Origin of the sequence: Litorimonas cladophorae (assembly GCF_014652455.1) — a bacterium.
GTDB lineage: Bacteria > Pseudomonadota > Alphaproteobacteria > Caulobacterales > Maricaulaceae > Litorimonas > Litorimonas cladophorae.
Genome location: NZ_BMYV01000003.1, coordinates 322,854 through 342,863 on the forward strand (window position 1 = coordinate 322,854; position 20,010 = coordinate 342,863).

General features: G+C 53.8%; 23 protein-coding genes. 15 read left to right on the forward strand and 8 right to left on the reverse strand.

Annotation, left to right across the window (positions count from 1 at the left end; genetic code table 11):
- Positions 1-108 precede the first annotated feature (108 nt).
- Both IE073_RS13395 and IE073_RS13400 read left to right on the forward strand, forming a co-directional pair.
- A complete protein-coding gene (locus tag IE073_RS13395; RefSeq protein WP_189587032.1) occupies positions 109-645 on the forward strand; it encodes a prolyl-tRNA synthetase associated domain-containing protein in 537 nt (178 codons plus the stop codon).
- Entirely contained in the window at positions 642-1,484 is an 843-nt protein-coding gene (locus IE073_RS13400; protein WP_233350099.1) for a ribokinase, read from the forward strand. Before IE073_RS13395 ends, IE073_RS13400 begins: the two co-directional genes overlap by 4 nt.
- On the opposite strand, the gene IE073_RS13405 is transcribed toward IE073_RS13400, so the two are convergent.
- On the reverse strand, positions 1,481-2,083 hold the full coding sequence (locus tag IE073_RS13405) for a phosphoribosyltransferase (RefSeq protein ID WP_189587033.1): 603 nt from the start codon (positions 2,081-2,083) through the stop codon (positions 1,481-1,483). The two genes, IE073_RS13400 and IE073_RS13405, sit on opposite strands and share 4 nt — an antisense overlap.
- A 107-nt stretch (positions 2,084-2,190) precedes the next feature.
- Between IE073_RS13405 and IE073_RS13410 the strand changes: the two genes are divergently transcribed.
- The 7 genes from IE073_RS13410 to hslV all read left to right on the forward strand — a co-directional run bounded on the left by IE073_RS13410 (position 2,191) and on the right by hslV (position 6,754).
- Positions 2,191-3,159, forward strand: a complete 969-nt coding sequence (locus IE073_RS13410) for a nucleoside hydrolase (protein ID WP_189587034.1) — start codon at positions 2,191-2,193, stop codon at positions 3,157-3,159.
- A gap of 138 nt (positions 3,160-3,297) precedes the next feature.
- Positions 3,298-4,185 (forward strand): thioredoxin, encoded by an 888-nt coding sequence (gene trxA / locus IE073_RS13415; protein WP_189587035.1) that lies wholly within the window; start codon positions 3,298-3,300, stop codon positions 4,183-4,185.
- A 60-nt stretch (positions 4,186-4,245) separates the two neighbouring features.
- Positions 4,246-4,920, forward strand: coding sequence for an LON peptidase substrate-binding domain-containing protein (locus IE073_RS13420; RefSeq protein ID WP_189587036.1), 675 nt, complete (start codon positions 4,246-4,248; stop codon positions 4,918-4,920).
- On the forward strand, positions 4,917-5,120 hold the full coding sequence (locus tag IE073_RS13425; protein WP_189587037.1) for a Trm112 family protein: 204 nt from the start codon (positions 4,917-4,919) through the stop codon (positions 5,118-5,120). Before IE073_RS13420 ends, IE073_RS13425 begins: the two co-directional genes overlap by 4 nt.
- Positions 5,117-5,437 carry a DUF1244 domain-containing protein gene (locus tag IE073_RS13430; protein ID WP_189587038.1) on the forward strand — a complete coding sequence of 107 codons (321 nt, stop codon included), beginning with the start codon at positions 5,117-5,119 and terminating at the stop codon, positions 5,435-5,437. Before IE073_RS13425 ends, IE073_RS13430 begins: the two co-directional genes overlap by 4 nt.
- A gap of 121 nt (positions 5,438-5,558) precedes the next feature.
- A complete protein-coding gene (locus tag IE073_RS13435; protein WP_189587039.1) occupies positions 5,559-6,131 on the forward strand; it encodes an immunity protein Imm33 domain-containing protein in 573 nt (190 codons plus the stop codon).
- Positions 6,132-6,166: 35 nt separating this feature from the next.
- The gene (gene hslV, locus IE073_RS13440; protein WP_189587040.1) at positions 6,167-6,754 is read left to right on the forward strand and encodes an ATP-dependent protease subunit HslV; all 588 of its coding nucleotides are present in this window, start codon (positions 6,167-6,169) and stop codon (positions 6,752-6,754) included.
- Here the strand turns inward: hslV and IE073_RS13445 are convergent.
- Positions 6,751-8,283, reverse strand: coding sequence for a TLP1 C-terminal extension domain-containing protein (locus IE073_RS13445; RefSeq protein WP_189587041.1), 1,533 nt, complete (start codon positions 8,281-8,283; stop codon positions 6,751-6,753). The genes hslV and IE073_RS13445 overlap by 4 nt on opposite strands.
- Before the next feature lie 125 nt (positions 8,284-8,408).
- Here IE073_RS13445 and IE073_RS13450 point away from each other — a divergent pair, with 125 nt between their 5' ends.
- On the forward strand, positions 8,409-9,311 hold the full coding sequence (locus IE073_RS13450; RefSeq protein WP_189587042.1) for a hypothetical protein: 903 nt from the start codon (positions 8,409-8,411) through the stop codon (positions 9,309-9,311).
- 38 nt (positions 9,312-9,349) lie between these two features.
- Here the strand turns inward: IE073_RS13450 and IE073_RS13455 are convergent, their stop codons facing one another.
- Positions 9,350-9,928, reverse strand: coding sequence for a CIA30 family protein (locus IE073_RS13455; protein ID WP_189587043.1), 579 nt, complete (start codon positions 9,926-9,928; stop codon positions 9,350-9,352).
- 616 nt (positions 9,929-10,544) lie between these two features.
- Here IE073_RS13455 and hslU point away from each other — a divergent pair.
- Complete coding sequence (hslU, locus tag IE073_RS13460; RefSeq protein ID WP_189587044.1) at positions 10,545-11,852, forward strand: ATP-dependent protease ATPase subunit HslU; 1,308 nt, start codon at positions 10,545-10,547, stop codon at positions 11,850-11,852.
- On the opposite strand, the gene IE073_RS13465 is transcribed toward hslU, so the two are convergent.
- Positions 11,849-12,403 carry a TetR/AcrR family transcriptional regulator gene (locus tag IE073_RS13465; RefSeq protein ID WP_189587045.1) on the reverse strand — a complete coding sequence of 185 codons (555 nt, stop codon included), beginning with the start codon at positions 12,401-12,403 and terminating at the stop codon, positions 11,849-11,851. The genes hslU and IE073_RS13465 overlap by 4 nt on opposite strands.
- A gap of 170 nt (positions 12,404-12,573) precedes the next feature.
- Between IE073_RS13465 and IE073_RS13470 the strand changes: the two genes are divergently transcribed.
- A complete protein-coding gene (locus IE073_RS13470) occupies positions 12,574-13,044 on the forward strand; it encodes a DM13 domain-containing protein (RefSeq protein ID WP_189587046.1) in 471 nt (156 codons plus the stop codon).
- 57 nt (positions 13,045-13,101) lie between these two features.
- Here IE073_RS13470 and IE073_RS13475 read toward each other — a convergent pair whose 3' ends face one another.
- Genes IE073_RS13475 through IE073_RS13485 form a run of 3 tightly spaced genes read right to left on the reverse strand, consistent with a single transcriptional unit; the run spans position 13,102 to position 15,535 of the window.
- A complete protein-coding gene (locus IE073_RS13475) occupies positions 13,102-13,596 on the reverse strand; it encodes a Smr/MutS family protein (RefSeq protein WP_189587047.1) in 495 nt (164 codons plus the stop codon).
- 13 nt (positions 13,597-13,609) lie between these two features.
- Positions 13,610-14,863, reverse strand: a complete 1,254-nt coding sequence (gene mltA / locus IE073_RS13480; RefSeq protein ID WP_189587048.1) for a murein transglycosylase A — start codon at positions 14,861-14,863, stop codon at positions 13,610-13,612.
- 6 nt (positions 14,864-14,869) lie between these two features.
- Entirely contained in the window at positions 14,870-15,535 is a 666-nt protein-coding gene (locus IE073_RS13485; protein WP_189587049.1) for a Tim44/TimA family putative adaptor protein, read from the reverse strand.
- Positions 15,536-15,645: 110 nt separating this feature from the next.
- Between IE073_RS13485 and secB the strand changes: the two genes are divergently transcribed.
- The 3 genes from secB to recF all read left to right on the forward strand — a co-directional run bounded on the left by secB (position 15,646) and on the right by recF (position 18,580).
- Entirely contained in the window at positions 15,646-16,191 is a 546-nt protein-coding gene (secB, locus tag IE073_RS13490) for a protein-export chaperone SecB (protein ID WP_189587050.1), read from the forward strand.
- Between the two features lie 131 nt (positions 16,192-16,322).
- Positions 16,323-17,426, forward strand: a complete 1,104-nt coding sequence (gene dnaN / locus IE073_RS13495; RefSeq protein ID WP_189587051.1) for a DNA polymerase III subunit beta — start codon at positions 16,323-16,325, stop codon at positions 17,424-17,426.
- Positions 17,427-17,440: 14 nt separating this feature from the next.
- Positions 17,441-18,580: a DNA replication/repair protein RecF gene (gene recF / locus IE073_RS13500; RefSeq protein WP_189587052.1), complete on the forward strand. Its 1,140-nt coding sequence runs from the start codon at positions 17,441-17,443 to the stop codon at positions 18,578-18,580.
- 134 nt (positions 18,581-18,714) lie between these two features.
- Here the strand turns inward: recF and IE073_RS13505 are convergent, their stop codons facing one another.
- A complete protein-coding gene (locus tag IE073_RS13505; RefSeq protein ID WP_189587053.1) occupies positions 18,715-19,899 on the reverse strand; it encodes an FAD-dependent oxidoreductase in 1,185 nt (394 codons plus the stop codon).
- Positions 19,900-20,010 lie beyond the last annotated feature (111 nt).

Below are 20,010 nucleotides of genomic sequence, written 5' to 3' on the forward strand. Positions count from 1 at the left end.
GACCGAAAGTCGGGGCCACTGATTGGTAGGCGCGCCGTATAGACTCAAAAGGATTGACTAATCAAGCGTCTTGCCTGTCTTTTTTGCATATGCGACGAGCCACCCATTATGAACACCAACGCGCCCGATAATTTAGCCGCCAAACATCCGAAAGAAGCCGCGCTATTTGCGCGGTTGGACAGCCTCGGAATCGCCCATCATACGGAAGAGCATCGCGCGGTCTTTACCGTGGACGAAGGTGCAGATGTTAAGGCGCGTCTACCAGGCGGACATACCAAAAACCTGTTTCTGAAGGATAAGGCGGGAGCCTATGTGTTGATCAGCGCGTTGGGCAGTACCGAAATTCGCTTGAACCAGCTTCATAAGCGAATTGGCACCAAACGGCTATCCTTCGGAAAACCGGATGCCCTGAAGGCGTTGCTAGATGTTGTGCCCGGATCGGTGACGGTTTTTTCGGTACTGAACGACACAGAGGGCCAAGTTCGCCTGATTTTGGACAAAGCTCTTTTCTCACATGACAGCGTGTGGTTTCATCCTTTGCGGAATACGGCGAGTACCCGCGTACGCAGTGCAGACTTGCTAAGATTTGCCGATGGCGTTGGTCACCCCGCGACACTTATCGATTTTAAGGAGGATATAACGTGAGCTTTGGTTTGACAGTTCTGGGGTCGGTGAACCTCGACCTCCTTGTTCAAGTTGCGGAACTCCCCAAAGCGGGCGAGACCGTCACAGGCGGCACTTACAGCGCCCTACCCGGCGGCAAAGGTGCAAATGTCGCCGTTGCGGCGCGGCGTCTGGGGGCTGAAACAGAGATCGTGGCCGCTGTGGGGGATGATGACTACGCGGCGCAGGCTTTGGTGAATTTGAAAGCCGACGGCGTATATTTGGACGCTGTCAAAACTGTCGACGCCCATACAGGCCTTGCCTTTATTACCGTGTCTGCGGATGGCGAGAATCAGATAGCTGTGGCGAGTGGGGCCAACGCAGCCTTCACGCCAGAGCATCTGCCAAAACTTTGTAGCGATGTTTTGATAACCCAATTCGAAATTCCGATTGCCGTGATCGAGGCGGCTTTGAAAGATTACGCTGGATTTGTTGCCGTCAACGCCTCGCCTGTCACGCCAAATGTGGATCGAATTTTAGCGCGGGCCGACCTCGTGATTGTCAATCAGGGCGAAGCCGACGCTTACAGGCTTTCGGGGCGCGAGGGCTTGCTCGCTATTACTTTGGGCGGCAGTGGGGCCGAGCTTTGGCGCGACGGTGAATTAGTGGCACGTGCACCCGCCCCTAAAGTCAATGTCGTCGATACGACGGGCGCGGGCGATGCTTTTGCTGCGGCGCTGACTGTGGCCTTGGCCGAAGGTCAGGCGGAGCAAGAGGCGCTAGAATTTGCTTGTGCTGCGGGCGCACTGACAACGACGCGTTTGGGCACGCAAACCGCCAGCCCAACCCGCGTCGAGGTCGACGCTTTATTAAAGACCTAGAATTTAGGATTCATGTCGAAATAACGTTTCGGCATCGTGCCCCGCGCGCGCAATTCTTCCTCTGAACAGCCCCGCAGCTCATGCGGGAACACAGTCCACTCATCCGTTTCATGGACATAGAAATCTGGATTACGGTCTGTCAGATTGCGTTTGGGCTTATAATAAATCGTCGCGACGCGAATATCTTTGGGCGTATTTTTGCGACAGCGTGCCCGGACCTGACGGATAATCGCATCGACGCTACGGCCACTGTCAAAAATATCGTCAATTATGAGAAGACGGTCTTCGGCATCAACCACATCCACAATATGTTGCAAGCCCAAGACTTCGACTTCAGGCAAGGCTTCTTCGCCATCGAAACTTGTGGTGCGCGCGCCATAGCTGGCGGTCCGAATGGCGAAATGGTTGGTGGGGCAGTCGAGCGTTTCTAAAACTTCCTGAACGGCGATCCCAACGGGCGTGCCGCCGCGCCAAACACCCAGAATGAAAGTGGGGTGAAAGTCTGACTCATGAATGCGCAAGGCGAGTTCGAATGAATCTTCCAAAAGGTCGCGAGAACTTACGAAAACTTTTTCAATTTGAGGAGTCGGTTCGGCCATAGGGATCTTCTTTGGACAGTCTTAGGGTGCGGACTAATAATCTATTGGCGCGCGACATAAGCCAATGCGGGCTTCCCCTCAATTCTTTTCCTGCGCATAAGGCGCAAATGAAAAAACGAACACCCGAAACACGCCCACTCATTTTAGATTGCGACCCCGGACAGGATGACGCCATCAGCTTGATGATGGCACTCTCACCCAGCTCGGGTTTAGATGTCCGTGCGATCACGGTCTCGGCGGGCAATACATCGCTGGATAAGTGCCAGCGAAATGCGCGACTGATCGCCGAAATTTGCGGCCAGCAGGGCGGCGCGAGAAACATACCCGTTTTTGCAGGCTGCGAAACACCGCTTCATTACCCCCTTGCCACCGCAGAAGAGGTCCATGGCGTAGAAGGCCTCGACGGGATCGACATTTATGAGCCAGCGCTGCCGCTGCAAGATGAACATGCGGTAGATGCGATTATCCGCCTCTGCCGTGAGTTAGATGACGTTGTTCTGGTTCCGACAGGTCCACTGACCAATATCGCAACGGCCCTGACCCGCGCGCCAGATATCGCACCGAAAATTGCAGAGATCGTTTTAATGGGCGGCGCCCGCAGCGAAGCGGGCAACATTACGCCCAGCGCTGAATTCAACATCTATGTCGATCCCCATGCTGCCGCGATTGTATTTAACGCATCTGTGGCCAAGACGGTCTTCGCTTTGGATGTCACGCACAAGGCGCTCATTCGTGACACACATGTTGACAAAATTGAAAAGTTGGACACGCCCATGTCACGCATCTTAACGGGTATGTTGCGCAGTGATTATGCCGAATATGACCGCGCGAAATTTGGGACGTCAGGGACACCTATCCATGATGCTTGCACGACCGCCTATTTACTCCGCCCGGATGTCTTCACGTTTAAGGATGTCAGCGTGCAAGTTGAGGCCGACAGTCCAATTACACGTGGGCACACCAGCGTTGATTATTGGCAGATGACCGGCAACCCTACGGATACGAAATGGGCGATCGATGTCGACGGCGCGGGCTTTTTTGATTTGATGATTGAGCGTATCGCCGCCTACCCCTGATCGACGTCTTCATCAGGTGAACCGCTTTCGGTCGAATTGATCCCTATCAAGGTTGCGTGTCCCAGCGTCGTCAAGGTCTTGTATTGCACCCAATCAGCCGCCACATAACGAACCGAAAACGACTCCAAGAGGTTCATTATGACTGACGCAAACACAGATATCGTGAAAGATAGCTCCGACATGGCGTTCATGGCCGATGTCATCGAAGCCAGTAACGACGTCCCCGTCATTGTTGATTTTTGGGCGCCGTGGTGCGGCCCTTGTAAACAGCTGATGCCGCGTTTGGAACGCGCTGTAAAAGCCGCTGAAGGCAAGGTAAAACTCGTCAAAATTAATACACAGGAACATAATGGCGTCGCCACGCAACTCGGCGTGCGCTCAATCCCTGCTGTTTATGCGTTTAAGGACGGACAGCCCGTTGATGGTTTTATGGGCGCACAACCTGACACCGCCCTGAATGAATTTATCGCGCGCCTGACGGGTGAAACTGACCCTAAGGAAGAAGCTAAAACCCTTGTCGCGCGGGCGCGTGACAGCCTAGCGGCGGGAGATCCAGGCGGAGCCGCCCAAGATTATGCTGGCGCATTGGCACTTGATATTGAGAATGCGTCTGCCCGTGCGGGATTGGCGCGTCTGTATCTGGACGGCGGCAATGACGACGCAGCACAAGCCCTAATTCAGGACGCTCCGGAAAGTGTCTTGGAGAACCCAGAAATCGTGGCTTTAAAGGCCCAATTTGATTTGCGCGCCAATCCTGTCGAACCCGATGAGACCGCAGAACTATCAGCCAGAGTTACCGCAAACCCTGATGATTTAGATGCCCGCTTGGAATTGGCGAAAGCTCTTTCAGGTGCGGGCCGAAACGCCGACGCAGTCGAGCATTTGATTTATTCCATCGGGAAAAACCGCGCCCATGACGGCGAAGCGGCTCGGTTGTTCTTACTGACCATCTTTGAGGCAGAAGGCACGGAATCCGACGTGTCCCGCGAGGGCCGAAAGAAACTCTCATCGATCCTTTATGCTTAATCATGTGATGAGCCAGTCTGCGTAATTGACACGCGCGGGTTGGCTCCCCACTTTGCGTCCATGAGCGCACATTACAAATCATTGGCCCGACGGACAAATCCGGAGTCGGCGGCATTATTTCCCCTAAGCGGTACAGTGCTACTGCCTGGGTGTGACCTGCCTTTGAATATTTTTGAGCCACGATACTTGAATATGATCGACGATGCCCTGCGTGGCGAACGTTTGATTGGGATGGTGCAATCGCAAGGCTCCGACCTCGCGCCGATTGGCGGCTTGGGACGTATTTCCCAATTTTCAGAGACTGAAGACGGACGCTACCTTGTCGTTTTAAAGGGGCTCAAGCGTTTTCGCTTGGGCGAAGAATTGGACGTCAAAACGCCCTATCGTCAGGCCAAATTGATCTTTGATGGTTTCGAAGCTGACGCAGATACGCATGACGCCAAGCAGACCTCCGAAGCGCTTTCGGAATCTGGGCGCTCTGACCGCGCCGCCTTGACCGTCGCCATGAAATCTCTGGCGAAAGCCGTCGGCGTTCAAGTTGATTGGGACACATTAAAAGAAATTCCATTGCCGCTGCTAATCAATCAAGCTGCGATGATTTCGCCTTTTCAAGCTGAGGATAAACAAAGCTTACTAGAGGCCGCCACATCGGATGAGCGCAGACGCTTGCTGATCGGATTAATGCACCTTTATGCAGGGCAAATTAATGGCGGCGGAGAGCAACCCACACAATGACCGATTCTGATCCAAAACCGACGCCCAAGCAAAGTAAGATCGACCCAAAAATGCTCAGTATTTTGGTCTGCCCAAAGACGCGCGGGCCGCTTGTTTATGATACGGAGGCGCAGGAAATGATCTCGAAAAAAGCCAAACTTGCCTATCCAATCCGCGACGGCGTTCCGATCATGTTGGTCAATGAGGCCCGAGACTTATGAGCCAGCTCGAGAAAATACCCACGCTCTCACAAGCCCAACAAGACGCTTTAGATGCGGCCACCTTTCGTCGGCTGCTGCAGCATTTGGATGAAAACCAAGATGTCCAAAATATCGACTTAATGATCCTCGCGAATTTCTGTCGGAATTGCCTGTCTAAATGGCACGTCGAGGAAGCCCGCGAACAAGGTATAGACATCGATTTAGACGCCGCGCGCCTCCGCGTTTACGGCATGGATTATGCCGAATGGAAAGCCAACCAACCCGAGGCCACCCCCGAACAAATTGCCGCCTACAACGCCAAGACGAAGGGGTGTTAGGCGATATCTTCCAGCGCGCTTACGACCTGCGACGGAAGCTTTTTGGATCATATGTCACTAAAACCCACAACAAACCGCGGCCGCAGCCCCCTACACTTACTATCTGCCCCCACAGGATTTCTTGGATGCTGTTGCCGCAGGCGATATCGTCAAAATTATAATCCAAAGTATCCCTCCCAGTCGTAAATATGACTCTGAACGCATGTGGGTGATTGTCACGGAACGAGACGGTGAGACATTTACTGGAGTCTTAGACAATCAGCCCTTTGATATTCCACAACTGGCGTCAGGCGATCTGATTCCATTCTCCAGACAAGACATTATTGATATAGATTGGGATGAAGACGCCCTGGAAGAACGAGGCCTAAAAGCGGAAAAAAAGCGGGAGTATTGGGAAAGATGTAAGGTCGAGAGTGTCATTTTAGATGCTGGCATACCTGTGCAATATGTTTACCGAGAAGAGCCTGACTCAACCAAAGACGGAGGCAAATACCCAGATAGCGGTTGGCGTATTCAAGGCAATGTCGACCTCATGACCCAAGAACAGTATGATTCCCCCCATTCAGTCTACATAGCTATTGGAAAAGTCCTGAATGCTGATGATAGCTGGCTGCATTTGATCGACTCCCCAGTCGGATCTCGCTTTATCAAAGACGAAGTAACAGGGAAGTTCGTCCCCGAAACAGACGACTGACTTGCAAAACTAACCCCCAACCCCACATCTGCTTTATGACTTACGACCCTCACCATGATTATGCCGATGCCAGCCAGTGGCGCGGAACGACAATTTTAACTGTGCGGAAAAATGGTAAGGTTGTGGTTGTCGGCGACGGGCAAGTCAGCGCGGGCAATACCGTCATGAAGGCCACGGCCCGCAAAGTGCGGACTTTGGCAGGCGGGACCGTGTTAACAGGCTTTGCGGGGGCGACGGCAGATGCCTTTGCCTTATTGGAACGCCTCGAGGCTAAGCTAGAAGCGCATCCGACGCAGCTTGCACGCGCCTGTGTGGAACTGGCCAAAGACTGGCGGATGGACAAATATTTGCGTCAACTCCAAGCGATGATGATCGTCGCCGATAAGCATGAAACCTTTGTTCTGACGGGGAATGGCGACGTTGTTCAACCGGATACATTCGAGACGGGATCAGGCATCACGGCCATCGGATCAGGCGGGAACTACGCCCTCTCTGCGGCGTTGGCGATGGATGAATATGAAGAGGATGCCGAAATTCTGGCGCGCAAGGCCATGGCCATTGCGGATCGCATTTGTGTCTTCACCAATAATAATCTGACGCTCGAAAGCCTCGCCTCAGACTAAGCCAACCACGCCTTATTGGCTGGCATCGCCGTTTCGACTTTTAAGCGCGCGCCGTCCAACTCCCCCGCCGCCAGCGCCGTGAGCTTCGCCGCGTCCATGTCTTGAAGTTTCGCATAGAAGCGTGTGCCATCTTCCAGCTGTCCAATGAGCGTTGCGTCGACGGGTTCGCCGCGTTTGTGTTGGACAATATAGCTTTCCATCGTCGCAGGTCCTGATGGCCTATCGGTATGACCGGGAGACGATTGAGCCGCGACTTGGGCCGCAATCGCTGTTGTATCTGCAAAAACGTCGCCATCTTTCCATACCGTTGAATAGAGCCCGACAGCCTGCTTGCTCATCCATCCGCCATTGCCATGGGCGAGGCCGAGTGATCCAGGCGCGCGGCGGCAGGCGGCCACAACTTCGCAAATCCCATGCAGCGTATAATTATTTCCTGGCCCCCCAAAGAAGGGCAAACCGCCTGTCAGTGTCATGGGCTTTCCCTTGCGATCTAATTGCGTCGCGGCCTGATCAACCACACACGGGAAGCAGGAATAAATATCAGCATGATCAATATCAGATGTGCTGGCATCGGCAGCCTTGAGCGCTTCGGCAATGACGATATCCATCGCGACGCTGCGCGAGATGTCAGCGCGATCGAGCATGAGGTTTTCTTGCGCCTGCGCATGGCCGCGTAGGTAAACCCATTTATTTTCGGGCACACCCAATTCGCGTGCGGTGCCAATGGTCGTCATCACCACGGCGGCCCCTTGATTGATGCCGTCTTTGGCGACCATATTTTTCAAGTAAGGCGAAATTAGGTTGCGGTTTGCCGCGCTCGGCGTTGCAATATCATCGGCTGTGAACACCTCTTTGAACATCGCAAATGGATTGCGGCTCGCCACCTCTGACATGGGCGCGATTAGCTCCGCCATATAGCGGCGATGGACCCCGACAGAACGTCCGGCCCGCAGTCGTCGCGCGGTTTCGATAAAACCATAATAGCTCATGGCGTCTATCAGGCCATGTGCGAGTTCGGTTTGAGAGACGATCATCGCCCCCTGAAATGGACCGCGATCCGTCCAGTCACCTTCATGTTCTTCAGACCAGTCCAGCGTCGTTCCGCTGCGTTGGGCCGCGCGCATATTTGCAAGGGCTTCACCCCCCGCGATCACAGCCACCCGGACTTCACCCGACATCAGCGCTTGTGCGGCTTCGGCCACCAAAGTCTGCGGGGATTGCCCACCGATGACATCGTAAATTGCGGTTGCTGGCGTAGCCCCTATCCGTGCCGCTACCGCCAGGGGAAACTTATTCGGTCCACCAAAAGGACAGGCATAGGCTGGGCTGCTGTCTGAGAATGTCCGAACGCTGGCCATCCAGTCAACTGATTCACCATACAAACCCGCATCCATCATTGCCGCAACTGCAGCATGACCCGCCATATCCGCATGAGAGCCAGCTGGCTCTGAGTCCCAATACTTCAGGTTCTCTGGTACGGGTTCCATGTATTGTCCAACACCAATGAGAATAGGAGTATTATCTTGCATAATCGCGGTGTGGCGAAGGGCGGAAGCGATGGCAAGCCCCTTCCCGAATGCCGCGATGGATTTAGGCTTTGATAACCATTTGCCTTTCCGTGACCTCAATAGATTTCGGATAGGGTTCCTCCGCAATGTGGGAAACATCACGACATATTCGGCGCATTTCGCGTCCGATGGCGGCGCTGTCGAGTGGCGTATTAATCGCGTCAACGGCCTTTGCCGCGACAGCTTTTGCCGCAGGTGTAGACCGTCCATTTTTCCGCGTTCAATCACTCGTCATCGTCATCGGTGCGACCGAAAACGAGGCCAATGGCGGGGTTGCACCTGTCGCTGTGGATTTTAACCTGCTCACGCCCGCCTCATCGGGTGGGGCCGCACCCGACATCATCGGCGTCGATGGCTATATGTTCAATTCCAATTCCGGCTTTGACGCAGGACATGACTTTTCGGGGGGAGCCTCCCGCCTTGACCTTGAAAATGAAACATCGGGCGGAAACTTTGGGAATCCCGGGGGCGGTGACATCGACTACTTAGAAGCCAGCGATAGCCTCAGCGCCTTTGGCCTAGACGGGTCAACCGACCTAAATGTTCGCCAGTCTCGCCATGTCTCGCGCTTTCTGGTCGTGTCAAATGCGGCCTTTGATATGTATGCTCAAGCGAGCAACCTAACCCGCACAGGCGATTTCACAGCGCTAAATTACGAAAACATCGGGTTTCGCGCGCTGATCAATACAAGTGGCGGGTCTGGCGCGGGGCAATGGGGCTCTGCCGCGCAAAACCCAACCATCGGTGGCGGTGGCATAGATACAAATATAAGTGATTTGGCAGATCTCAGTGCGGGACCGACGAAATTATTTGATGGCGGTCGCCGCACGGCGCGCAATCGTGGCTCACTCTTAGAACAAGCTGTTTCATTCAATATTCGATATGCGCTCAGCGGGTCTGCCGATGCCAGCCACACGAACGCTTATGACTTCGCGCTAGGTGTCGGTACAATTGGCGCAGATGTCACCTACACGGTCTACACGCCCTGAGTTTGTAGCCTTATCTCTGAGACTTTAATTCTGGGACTTTAACTCTGGGGTGCGCCGCAGACTTCCATTGATTCCACGTCCAGCCGAAAGGGTCCGTCCTGTCCATCGGCAAGGATAATCCCGATCGACTGTACCTTGGACGGATCAAATTTTGCCCCTCTGACGGGACGACCAAACACCGATGGTTTCAGCTCATTGAACGGCACGGTCACATCGACCCAGTCGCGCTCGGACCCGACGGGCAAGGGAGCTTGGAAAGACACCTCCCGCCATCCTTTTCGGGCATCGGTTCGAAAGGTTGCTTTGTAAACACGACCGTCTGATTTCACGCGAAATTTCACGCCGTCCATCCCCGCAAAGGCGCCCGGGGCGACCTGTGCGCGGATAGAGGAAAATCCACCGCCATCCGTATTGATGACACCGGCGAAGACCATATGGGAATCCTCAAATCGCGGACCCCCCGATGACAACCCGCCCATCACGCCATCATTGACAGATCGCCAATTGGACACGGCTTCAGCCGAATTCATCGTGACTTTGAGCGGGCAGTCCTGCGCGAAGAGTTCAGATGGCAAAAGAAGGGCTCCCAATATGATTGTCAATGATAAGATGCGCATGATGACGTCCTGATGTGTTCAGGGTGTTTACGCACAGGGGCGAATGAAAGTTCAAACCCTGCAGATGATGGTTCCGATAAGTCGTGGGGCAGGAACAAGTTAATCCCGTTTTATTCCAAAATTTTATGGCCTGTTTTTAAAGCGGTATAACAAAATTAGTAAGAATGATCCCCGCTCTCAAAACCCATGATATGTTGTTTAAGTTCTTTCGGACATGGGACAGGTAGGACGTCACCTTCTGGTTCGAGAGGCTGTGTGTGAAACGAGACTGGTTTGACAGCTTTGCTCGTTATCTCACGCATTGGAGCCTGACCAGATAAGCGGCGGCGTTCGATGAGTTGAAACCTTAGTTTCAACGAGACGGCGCAAGCGGTGTAACGGGAAACATACTAATGAGGCCTTTGCGTGAAACGTCACAGCCGCGTGGTTTGTACTCGCGTAAAACATAATTTTTCTATTTCGGTATCCGTCGCGGATATCGACCACGCGGACCGTCCCGCTTTATTCGTCTCGGCAGTTCCTCATGTTGAAACCAAAGTTTCAACGCGGGCTGCGAGCCTAAGCGCTTGTCTGCTCCCCTCTTGAACCATCGACCCGTTCCACCCATCTGGAAACTATGACCGAAAGCTCTCTGACCCCGCGTGAAATTGTATCCGAATTGGATCGCCATATTGTCGCCCAAGGCGACGCCAAACGCGCGGTCGCCATCGCGCTGCGTAATCGCTGGCGTCGACGGCGCGTGGCAGATGATCTGCGCGATGAAGTCACACCCAAGAATATTCTCATGATCGGGCCGACGGGCGTGGGGAAGACCGAGATTTCTCGGCGCCTCGCGAAGTTGGCGCAAGCGCCCTTCATTAAGATTGAGGCCACCAAATTCACGGAGGTGGGTTACGTCGGCCGCGATGTTGAACAAATTGTCCGAGATTTAGTCGAAGCCTCTATCTCGCTCCTTCGTGAAGAGAAGCGGGCACAGGTCCAAGCCCAAGCCGCCAAAGCGGCGGAGACTCGTATTGTGGAAGCCCTCGTAGGGGCCAATGCCTCCGAAACCACGCGTGAAAAATTTCGTAAGAAACTATTGTCGGGTGAGTTAGATGATACGGAAGTCGAATTAGAACTGTCCGACTCTGCATCGCCCTTTCAAGGCTTTGAAATCCCAGGACAGCCGGGTGGGTCGATGGGCATGTTGGACCTCTCCGCGATGTTTGGAAAAGCAGGGAAAACCAAAACTGTCAAACTTCGCATTGGGGACGCGCATGGGCCGCTCCTATCTGAAGAATCCGACAAGCTCTTGGACGATGACGCCATCAAACGCGAGGCGGTCGCACGTGCCGAGCAAGACGGCATTGTGTTTTTGGATGAGATTGACAAAATCACGACGCGTTCCGATGCGCGAGGCGGTGATGTTTCGCGTGAAGGCGTACAACGGGATTTACTGCCGTTGATCGAGGGGACAACCGTGTCTACCAAATATGGCCCCGTCAAAACGGACCATATTCTGTTTATCGCCAGTGGGGCATTTCATGTGGCGAAACCGTCGGACCTTTTACCCGAACTGCAGGGTCGTCTTCCCATCCGAGTCGAGCTTCGCGCGTTGACGGAAGCGGATTTTGTACGAATTTTGACCGAGCCTGAAGCCAGTCTTATTCGTCAATATACAGCGCTTATGGCCACAGAAGAGGTCACGTTAGACTTTACCAAAGACGGTATTGCGGAGATCGCGAAACTCTCTGCGCAAGTGAATGCGAGTGTCGAAAATATCGGCGCACGACGTTTGCACACGGTTATGGAACGTCTGCTGGATGAAATTAGCTTCACGGCCAGCGATAAGGGCGGACAGACCTTTGTGATCGATGCGGCCTATGTTCAGGAACATGTCGGTAAACTGGCCCGTGATCAGGACCTCAGTAAGTTTATTCTCTAACTCAGGAGGCTTAGAACCTGCGTGCGGTGAGTGCGCAGGATCGTTTTGGAATAGCCCGCCTTAACCATTACATGACCGCCGAAATAGGCCGTCCAAATGAGTTCGACTTTGTCGTGTGCTGGCGTCTCTTTGACGCAGAACTTGATGGCGCTTCGAAGACGCGACAAAGCGTCGGAGACGGCCTTTTCGACGGCCTCATCGAAGGGCGACTGTTCAATTGCAGCATTGCAAAGCAAGCAGCCCCAGCGCCCCTGTGGCGTTTGGGCCGCTGTCACAAGGCTGGTGAACAAGGTTTTGATACGGTCCTCTGGCGATAGACTATTGTCCCGCAACATTCTAACGGCCCCGCAAATAAATTCTTGATCATAGACGGCAATGGCATGTTGGTAGAGCGCGCGTTTGTCGCCAAAGCTGGCATAAAGCGACCCTTTATTCAGGCCGGTCGCAGCCATGATGTCGGGATAGGACGCGCCTTCATAGCCATGCTTCCAAAAGACAGCGCGTAGGGCAGTCTTGACTTTGGCTTCATCAAATTGACGGGGTCGGGCCATATTTTAAACTCTCACGGGTTGCTCTCGCCGATGTGATATCACGTTAATTGAACGTGTGGTCAAGTAAGGGCCTTAAGGTCTTAGGCCGCTAATTTTCCATTCGCTCTTTACCCAGCGGCTCTATTTTTAAACTTTAATTGACCAAACGGAAAAAATTAAAAGAGACTGATATGATAACTTTGAACACATCCCTGAACTCCGTAGCTGGCCTGGGCGCAATGATTGCCATCGTCGCGGGCCTGAACCTCAGCCCTCTAACCCCCCAGACAGCGCATGCTGCCGAACCTGCCGTCGCAGCGGCCATGGCCGACAAAGCCCAAAGCGGCGAGTTCACGAAGGCTAACTTTGACATCAAGGGGCAATGGGAAATTATACGCCAAGACGGACAAACAATTTTTCGCTTATCTGAAGATTTCAGAACGAAGAGGGGTCCCGATTTGAAGCTTTTTCTGTCTCCGAAAAAAGTGAGCGCCGCCACGGGTGAAACCGCGACAACTAACGCTGTAAGATTGGGCGCACTGAAATCCAACAAAGGCACGCAGGAGTACATCCTTCCCGGCGATATCGATTTGTCTAGCTTCAGATCCATCCTGATCCATTGCGAAGCCTATTCCAAACTTTGGGGTGGTGCGGATATTTGATTCAAGCCGCCACAGGATTGGAAATTCGGCGCCCGCGCATTGTGCGGGCCTTAACGATTATCGCTTCAGGAAAACATACCATGCACCCGAGCCACCATGTCGGATATGTGCGGGCGCGTAGCTTGCGACTAAAGGTCGTATGGCTGGGTCCGCGATCCAGAGCGGGAAATTCCGACGCAAGACACCATCTCCGCGCATGCCCTTGCCCGTGACGACTAAAACGCAGCGTTTATTACGATTAGACGCGCGTATGACGGCGCGGTGCAAGGCCTGTTTGGCCGTCAATTGCGTCAAATCATGGAGATCGATTTTCGTATCGATTTCGATACGCCCGCGTCGCACGCGTTTATCTTGGTTCACATCCAATGTCTGCGGCAGGGGTCGCGCGGCTAGTACCGATGGCGCTGGCAGCCGCAACATATTGGCAAAGTCTTCGCGGGTCGGCAGAGGCTTGGCACTGCCCTTGCCCTTGGGTTTGCGGCGCGGACTAACGGTCTGGGCGACATGCCCCCAGATCTGTTTCTCGCCCGGTTTGAGAGGGCGCTGGGTCATGACGTCGAAAAGGTCATGAAATCGGCGGGTTGGCTAGACCTAGGGGAAGAAGGACCGTCCAGCGTACGGGATGTTTCTGAACCCCTGCACGATCACCCGCCTCGTCACCCGAGCCGAAGAATAAATCGGCGCGCAGCGGTCCTTTTATGGCACTCCCTGTATCTTGCGCGGCAACCAAAATACCGGTCGGCGTTCCGCGATAATCGCCGCCCTCTGTGGGCAAGGTCGTCTCCAACCAAAACAGACTACCATAGGGATGATAACGCGGGTCTATGGCAATTGCGCCCATCGCGGTCAGCGGAACCCGCATCGCGCCCTGAGGACCTTCACCTGGCAAGATCGCTTGCTCGGTGAAATAGATATAGCGAGAATTTTCATTCATCAGCGCGCGGGCGGCAACGGGGCCACTTCGCTCCATCCAGTCGGCAATAGATTGCTTCGACGCCTGCTCGCGCGTGAGTTCACCACGCTGAATTAAAACGCCCCCGATTGACCGATATGGGCGTCCATTATTTGCCGCATACGCCGCGCGGAGAATGCGGCCATCCCGGTATTTCAACCGACCTGACCCTTGGATTTGGAGGAAGAACACATCAATCGGCTTACCGTAAGCAATAACCCGGCTGGTCCGCGCGTTCACTTTGGACCGAGGCAGAGCAAGGGCTTCAGCAGAGTTCGGCTTCGCGAGGATAGGCTCAGAAAACTCGAATGTCGGCTGGACGCTGACATCGACTTCTGGCTCATAGTAGCCGGTGAGTAGTCCTTCTGGCGCAGCAGGGGTCGTCAATGTTACTGGCGCAAACCAACTCTCGAAGAATGTCCGCGCGTCGGCAGCAGCGGGTTCAACAGATTGCAAAACACTCGCTGACTGACAGGTCATTTGCCAGTCTGCATATGTTCCATATTGCGGAAGATTAGCATTGAGCGGCGCTTCGGGTTCGGCCTTGGCCCATGTCTCACAGCCTCGGACAAATGCAGCCAAGGCGGGTCGCGGATCATGCGTTGACCAGTGAGTCAGCGCGGCAAATCCTGATGGCATAGGTGCTTCTATCACAGGTTCTGGCGGGGGTTCGGTCGGCGCTGGCGGCGGTGTCTGAACCCGGGGCGCAGAGGGCGGCGTCGGTAGAGGCTCTGCAATGATGATCAAGCCTGGGTTTTCAACATCCGGATCGGGATAAGCTGGCCCCTTGGGTACCGTAGTGCAGGCCGTCGCCAAGATAGCGACAGAGATCGCCGCTATCCTTTGACAAGACAGGAGGACACGCATGTCGAGCTAGGTCGTTGTATCTGGCGTCGGGTCCGCCTCCAGGGCGTCGCCCTCGCTTGGCTCGACGGCGGCCAAACGCCAATTCAGGTCACGACCTTTCAAATCACGCTCAAATTCCCAAACTTCGGAAATCGAAGACAAGACATCTGGATCACCCATAATCACTGTACCCTCGGCGTCCAAAAGGGCGGAGGTCAGATCAGCTTCGTATATTACCGAGATGTGCCCAACGGAGCCTTCCACACGCGCGGCCTTAATCGTCGCTTTGCGTAGCCGGCCTAAATCTGTGACTTGAGTCTGATCGGCAGCTTCGCGGGCTGTGATGGCTTCATCATAAATTTCGAAAGTGTCAGCGGTGAGCAGATCTTTCAACAAATCACGGTCGCCGCTCGCATAGGCTTCCAAGATCATCGAATAGGCGGCTGTCGCTCCATGCATGAAATGCGCGATCGTAAAAGAAGGGTCCAGGCGTGTGATGCCAGACAGGCCCAAACGCTCTACATCTGGATCTGGCGGAGAATCATTTTTTCGATTCGGGTCGTCCATTCCAAAATCAACAGGATCGGATTTTTCTTCGGGAACACCCCCGAATCCAGTTTGTTTCCCCAAGACGGAGTAAAAAACGACCACAACAATCGTCGCTAAAGCGGCATAAATCATAACGTCGAACATTGAAGACCTTTATATTGCAGTTTGCCAACCTATATACGGCTCAACAGACTACTTGAGTTATTGAATTGATAGCTAAGGTGCGTTGCAACCCGTTTCAAGGAAAGAGCATTATGGCCAAGAAACCAAAGAAGGGTGAAGAGACACCCGCAGAAGACACACTATCCATTGAGGGCGCCCCCACGGATGTCAAAGAAAATTCTGTAGCGGACGCCCCACAAGGGCCAATGCTTTCCGTTTTAGCCCAATATACCAAGGATCAGAGTTTCGAAAATCCAGGCGCACCCAATAGTTTGCGTTCAGGACTAGCTGCCCCCCAAATCGGTGTGAACATCGAAATTGGCCGTCAAATGCTGGATGATGATACAGTCGAAGTCACATTGATGCTGAAAGCTGAAGCTCGTCGTGAAAATGACGTCGCATTTATCGCAGAGCTGGAATATTCAGGTCTTTTCGCTTTCCAAGGCGTTGGCATCGAAGAGATTCAGCCATTGATTATGATTGAATGTCCGCGTTTGCTCTTCCCATTTGCCCGTCAGATCATGGCGTCTATGACACAAAATGGTGGCTTCCCGCCGATCCTGCTTGATCCGCCCGATTTCGCCGCCATGTTCCGCGATGAAATGATGCGTCGCGCCCAAGACGCAGCGGTCAACTAAACTTCCCAATAATATCCACTTTTTAGACCCGCCCAGCCCTGCTGTGGCGGGTTTTTTATGAGCCATAAGACTTCACATGCGCGCACGTTGCGTTATGGTTAAGACTGTTATTTTCTCTCGCAAGGTTCGTCATGAGACTCTCCATCGAACGCAACGCCCTTTTAAAGGCGCTTGGTCATGTCCAGAACGTCGTTGAGCGTCGGAATACCATTCCGATTCTCTCTAACGTTTTGATGAGCGCCGAAGACGGCGTACTCTCACTTGTCGCAACAGATTTGGACATCGAAGTGTCCGAATCGACAGAGGCTGACGTCTCCGCCCCCGGTCAAGTTACGGCACCGGCGCATACGCTCTATGACATTGCCCGCAAATTGCCCGATGGTTCACAAGTGGTCTTACAGATCAATTCTGATGATCGCTTAGACGTCGACGCGGGCCGCTCACACTTCACGCTTCCACTGTTGCCTTCAGGTGACTTCCCGAAAATGACCGCCGACGGGTTCACCCATGAGTTCTCAATCTTGGCCAAAGATTTGTCGCGCTTAATCGACAAAACGAAATTCGCTATCTCAACGGAAGAAACGCGCTATTACCTTAATGGCATTTACGTACATGGGCATGATGGAAAACTTCGCGCTGTCGCCACCGATGGTCACCGTTTGGCGCTGGCAGAATCCCCAGCCCCAGCGGGTGCTGAAGATATGCCAGGTGTAATCATTCCACGTAAGACGGTTGCAGAGATCCGCCGCCTTATTGACGGCGTTGATGGCGACGTCCATGTCAGCGTCAGTGAAGCCAAAATTCGCTTTAAGACTGGTCACGCCATCATGACCTCCAAGCTGATCGATGGGACATTCCCGGATTATGAGCGCGTCATTCCAAAGGGTAACACCAAGGAATTGACCATTGACAATAAAGTCTTCGCCAGCGCCGTTGATCGTGTCGCGACAATCTCTGCGGAAAAATCGCGCTCCGTCAAAATGAGCCTTTCAGAGCATAACCTGTCCCTGACCGTAAATAACCCAGAGAGCGGGAACGCGAACGAAGACTTACCCGTTGATTATGCAGATGAGCCACTCGAAATTGGGTTTAATGCGAAATATCTTTTGGATGTCGCAGGACAGATCGAAGGTCGTGACGCGACATTCTTCCTAGAGAGCCCTGCGTCGCCTGCCCTTGTGAAGGACAGCGAAGACGAGCATGCGCTCTTTGTACTGATGCCGCTTCGCGTCTAGGCGCACGCTGAGACGTGCCGTCCATAGCGTCACTACGTCTTATCGATTTCCGTTCCTACGCCGCCTTGGACGCGGCATTCGAGCCCAGCGTGGTCGCGCTTTACGGGCCCAATGGCGCAGGCAAAACAAACCTCTTGGAAGCTGTTTCCCTCCTTGCGCCAGGGCGGGGCTTACGCCAGGCGGGCGTTGGGTCATTGGCGCGAGTCGAAGATGGGATGAGCCAGCCAGCATGGGGCATCAATGCACAGCTCCACTCTCTTGAGGGTGATATAGACGATCCGACCCGAATTTCGATTGGGCAAGTCCCAGAGCACCCCCGCAAGCGACAACTCAAAATCGATGGCCGCCCTGCGACAGGGCCAGAGCTGGCACGTCGTTTATCTCTGCTCTGGCTCACGCCCGCGCAAGACCGTTTGTTCTCAGGAGCCGCATCTGACAGACGAAAATTCATTGATCGATACGCGCTTGCCTTCGCACCCGATCACGGCACAAATGCCTCTAGATTTGAAAAAGCCCGAACAGAGCGCAATCGGCTTCTATCTGAAAATGTTAGCGATCGCCTCTGGTATGAAGCCATCGAAGCCGATCTTTCGAATTATGGCGCAAGGGTGGCTCAAGCCCGCATGACCACGGTTACAAATCTCCAAATTGAAGTCTCAGCGCGCAAAACGGCCTTCCCGCAGTCCCTAATTGGGCTAGACGGTAATCTAGAAAATCGCTTCGCCGACGGTGCTGACCTCACGACTGTGGCCGAAGACTATCGCGCACAGTTAGCGAGCACGCGAAGCATAGATCTTCGTGCGGGGCGAACCTTAATTGGACCCCACCGCACTGAACTCCACGTCACCCATGCAGAGAAAGCTATGCCTGCGGCACTCTGTTCAACGGGAGAGCAAAAAGCACTCCTGATCGGGCTTATTCTCGCGCAGGCCCGTGCGGTTCATGACAAAGAACCAATCTTACTACTGGATGAAGTCGCTGCCCATTTAGACGCAGTCCGACGCGCCGCTTTAGCAGAAGAGTTGCTGGATCTAGGCCTACAGATATTCATGACAGGAACGGACCAGTCCCTTTTTTCAGACTTTGGGGCGCGCGCTCAATTTTTCCATGTCGCAGATGGGGCCTTGGCTAATCTAGACGGGATGGAGGAGTAGAGAGAAAAAGCGCCCTGTCCTGCGCGAGGCGCGGGACAGGGCTACGATACCGAAACGGGGCGCAGTTGTTCGATACCGATTTCTGTGCGGCGGGTGATAGGCCGCTCAAGCTGAACCCTAAGTGAACGATATTTCTACCGCTGTCTCATCAAGGTAGGCAACTCTCGCGCTTCACCTGAGGCACGTTTAACGAGCGCGGATTTGGTCGCGGTCGACCTGTTTGTCAAGGCCAGTCCCAGCCGCCGTATGTGACCGATTGACCCAAAATTTCTCCGCGAGGTTTCGGAAATCAAATGCGTGACGACACCAAGGCTTCGCGAGTCAGCATTTCTCCAGTGATCATATTCAAGCAAGCTGGCCACGCCAATATCTTGTCCTGTATCCCGCGCCATTTTTACGCCGTCGGCGATGGCAGCAGCGTCGCGTATGCCCAGGTTGAACCCCTGCCCTGCCAGTGGATGAATGACATGTGCCGCGTCCCCCACCAGCGCTAAGCGAGTAGCGGTAAATCCGTCGGCCATTTGTAGGCGCAACGGATAGCATTGACGTTGAGCGGCAATCGACATGTCGCCCAAATACCCATCCATTTTCTCGGATAAGAGCGCGACAAAGCTATCATAATCCATCGCGGTCGCGGCCTGAATACCCGCCGTCGGGCCAGACCAAACGATCTGGCTACGTTGACCGGTCAGAGGTAAAACCGCTAACGCACCGCCTGGGATCAAGCGTTGCCACGCTGAGCCATCATGGGGAAGCTCATGCTTAATTGTTGTCACCAGAGACGCCGAATCATAGTCAAAACGCTGAGTCGTAATTCCAGCCTTTCGGCGCAAAAGGGACTCCCGACCATCCGCTGCAATGAGCAATTTGGCGGTCAAGGAACCCTGATCCGTTTCAGCGATCACATTTTTAGCGGAGCGCGTGACATCTCGAATACCAATCGGAGCGAAAATTGAGACGTCTTTTTGCAGCTTCACTTGCTTGAGCAGTGCCGCCTTTAAGGGTGCGTTTTCCACTAACGCCCCGAGATCACCCCCGTCTCCATCGCCCTCGAAATGTAGTCGCCACGGGCTATTGGGCGCGCCTTCGGTCACAAGCATGTCTTTAATCGGCTGCGTCAAACCCTTTAGATCGACACCTAAATTCTCAAAGAGCCGAAGAGAGGTCGTGGAAAGTGCCGAAGCGCGCCCGTCTGATCCTGTATCAACAGCATTTCGATCCAATAGGGCAACTGTTGCGCCACTATCCGCACAGGCCAAAGCCGTTGTCAGACCGGCCAAACCTGCACCCACGATCAAAATGTCAAATTCTGTTTTCATAACTCCCACATAGGCTGCCTTTGACGCGAGTAAAAGGCGACATATCGGGTCGTATTTGTCACGGAGCGTCTCTGAAATCCCAGCTCGCCTTAACCCCGCATTCACGCTTCG

What these genes read in the sequence shown, in the direction of transcription:
- IE073_RS13395 (WP_189587032.1), top strand. Translation starts at nt 109, where the DNA reads ATGAACACCAACGCGCCCGATAATTTAGCCGCCAAACATCCGAAAGAA.
- IE073_RS13405 (WP_189587033.1), bottom strand. Translation starts at nt 2,083, where the DNA reads ATGGCCGAACCGACTCCTCAAATTGAAAAAGTTTTCGTAAGTTCTCGC.
- IE073_RS13410 (WP_189587034.1), top strand. Translation starts at nt 2,191, where the DNA reads ATGAAAAAACGAACACCCGAAACACGCCCACTCATTTTAGATTGCGAC.
- trxA (WP_189587035.1), top strand. Translation starts at nt 3,298, where the DNA reads ATGACTGACGCAAACACAGATATCGTGAAAGATAGCTCCGACATGGCG.
- IE073_RS13420 (WP_189587036.1), top strand. Translation starts at nt 4,246, where the DNA reads ATGAGCGCACATTACAAATCATTGGCCCGACGGACAAATCCGGAGTCG.
- IE073_RS13425 (WP_189587037.1), top strand. Translation starts at nt 4,917, where the DNA reads ATGACCGATTCTGATCCAAAACCGACGCCCAAGCAAAGTAAGATCGAC.
- IE073_RS13430 (WP_189587038.1), top strand. Translation starts at nt 5,117, where the DNA reads ATGAGCCAGCTCGAGAAAATACCCACGCTCTCACAAGCCCAACAAGAC.
- hslV (WP_189587040.1), top strand. Translation starts at nt 6,167, where the DNA reads ATGACTTACGACCCTCACCATGATTATGCCGATGCCAGCCAGTGGCGC.
- IE073_RS13445 (WP_189587041.1), bottom strand. Translation starts at nt 8,283, where the DNA reads ATGCAAGATAATACTCCTATTCTCATTGGTGTTGGACAATACATGGAA.
- IE073_RS13450 (WP_189587042.1), top strand. Translation starts at nt 8,409, where the DNA reads ATGTGGGAAACATCACGACATATTCGGCGCATTTCGCGTCCGATGGCG.
- IE073_RS13455 (WP_189587043.1), bottom strand. Translation starts at nt 9,928, where the DNA reads ATGCGCATCTTATCATTGACAATCATATTGGGAGCCCTTCTTTTGCCA.
- hslU (WP_189587044.1), top strand. Translation starts at nt 10,545, where the DNA reads ATGACCGAAAGCTCTCTGACCCCGCGTGAAATTGTATCCGAATTGGAT.
- IE073_RS13465 (WP_189587045.1), bottom strand. Translation starts at nt 12,403, where the DNA reads ATGGCCCGACCCCGTCAATTTGATGAAGCCAAAGTCAAGACTGCCCTA.
- IE073_RS13470 (WP_189587046.1), top strand. Translation starts at nt 12,574, where the DNA reads ATGATAACTTTGAACACATCCCTGAACTCCGTAGCTGGCCTGGGCGCA.
- IE073_RS13475 (WP_189587047.1), bottom strand. Translation starts at nt 13,596, where the DNA reads ATGACCCAGCGCCCTCTCAAACCGGGCGAGAAACAGATCTGGGGGCAT.
- mltA (WP_189587048.1), bottom strand. Translation starts at nt 14,863, where the DNA reads ATGCGTGTCCTCCTGTCTTGTCAAAGGATAGCGGCGATCTCTGTCGCT.
- IE073_RS13485 (WP_189587049.1), bottom strand. Translation starts at nt 15,535, where the DNA reads ATGTTCGACGTTATGATTTATGCCGCTTTAGCGACGATTGTTGTGGTC.
- secB (WP_189587050.1), top strand. Translation starts at nt 15,646, where the DNA reads ATGGCCAAGAAACCAAAGAAGGGTGAAGAGACACCCGCAGAAGACACA.
- dnaN (WP_189587051.1), top strand. Translation starts at nt 16,323, where the DNA reads ATGAGACTCTCCATCGAACGCAACGCCCTTTTAAAGGCGCTTGGTCAT.
- IE073_RS13505 (WP_189587053.1), bottom strand. Translation starts at nt 19,899, where the DNA reads ATGAAAACAGAATTTGACATTTTGATCGTGGGTGCAGGTTTGGCCGGT.